This is a genomic window from Bacillus sp. AP50, from assembly GCF_040492675.1.
Lineage (GTDB): Bacteria > Bacillota > Bacilli > Bacillales > Bacillaceae_G > Bacillus_A > Bacillus_A cereus.
Map to the genome: position 1 here is coordinate 1 of NZ_JBEUTW010000398.1, position 1,586 is coordinate 1,586.

Below are 1,586 nucleotides of genomic sequence, written 5' to 3' on the forward strand. Positions count from 1 at the left end.
ATAGATACTTGTAGTATGCGCAATTATTAAGAAATTGACCATGTCGTTAAACTCTTTTGAAGGGCAACAACAAGTAGTATCTCTATTTTCATAAGAAAAATAAAAAGACTTAAACATTATTGTATCATAATGTGCTTATATTTAGGATAAATTGATTAATAGATACATAAAAGACGTTTGGATTGCATGAAAAAAGTCTCCTCTTGTAGAAAGAGAAGACTCTATATAAGTTTATAGGAACATCATACCTGCAACTGCTGCGTTTAAGAAGTTCGCTAATGTACCAGCGATAACTGCTTTAATCCCTAATTGTGCAATTTGTTTACGGCGAGTAGGAGCTAACGTTCCTGTTACACCTAATTGAATTGCGATAGAAGAGAAGTTTGCAAATCCACAGATTGCAAATGTTAAAATTAGATTTGTTTTGTCAGAGAACTCTGCCATGTGTGGTCCTAAGTTTGCGTATGCAACGAATTCGTTGATTGCAAGTTTTTGACCGATAAAGCTTGCTGCTTGTATCGCTTCACCAGGAGAAACCCCGATTAAGATTGCGAATGGTGATAATAAGTAACCAAAGATTAAATCAAGACTAAGTTTAATATCGAACAGAGAACCAACCCATCCTAATAATCCATTTAATAAAGCGATTAATGCGATGAAAGCCATTAACATTGCTGCTACGTTAATAACAAGTTGCATACCTTCAGATGCGCCGCGTGCAGCTGCATCAATAACATTTGCGTCTTCACGTTCTGTAGAAAGTTCAACGTTATTATCTACTTTTTCTGTCTCTGGCATGATTAGTTTCGCAATTAATAAGCTCGATGGAGCCGCCATAATTGCAGCTGCTAATAAGTGCTCTAACGGAATACCCATTGCTGCATAACCGACAAGAACGGATCCAGCAACAGCTGTCATACCGCTTACCATAATAGTGAAGAATTCACTATTTGTTAAGCGTGCTAAGTAAGGTTTAATTAAAATTGGAGCTTCAGTTTGTCCTAAAAATACAGTCGTTACTGAGTTTAGGCTTTCTGCTTTAGAAGTTCCAAGAAGTTTACTTAATGCACCACCAACGATGCTAACAAATTTCTGCATAATACCGAAATAATATAAGATTGCTACTAATGAACTAATAAATACGATTGGAAGTAGTGCTTGAATAAAGAATACAAATCCCCAAGGTCCCTTTGCGTTGACTAAATCCCCAGTAACGAACTTAATTCCCTCGTAAGAAAAATTAATTAATCCTTGAACACCGTCAGCAGCGTGTTTTAAACCTGCTTTACCAGCGTCCCATCGTAATACGATAAATGAAAATGACATTTGTAATGCTAGCGCAATTAAAATTGTGCGCCAATTAATAGCTTTGCGGTTGGAAGATAGTAGAAAAGCAATTGCTAATACTCCAATCACGCCGCCAATTCCCCATAAAAGATTCATGCAGTGTATGCTCCTTCCTCATAGTAAAAACAGTGTATAAACCAGTTGTCTATACGTTTACGAATATAACATCTTAAGTAACTTATCATAATGGACATCGGAGGTCAAACGTCTAATGAAAAGTTTAAATAAAAAGAAAATTC

General features: G+C 36.0%; 1 protein-coding gene. It reads right to left on the reverse strand.

Annotated features, from left to right (window positions below):
* Nucleotides 1-231: 231 nt before the first annotated feature.
* Nucleotides 232-1,443, reverse strand: a complete 1,212-nt coding sequence (locus ABWK52_RS23200; protein WP_001051029.1) for a NupC/NupG family nucleoside CNT transporter — start codon at nt 1,441-1,443, stop codon at nt 232-234.
* Nucleotides 1,444-1,586: the final 143 nt, after the last annotated feature.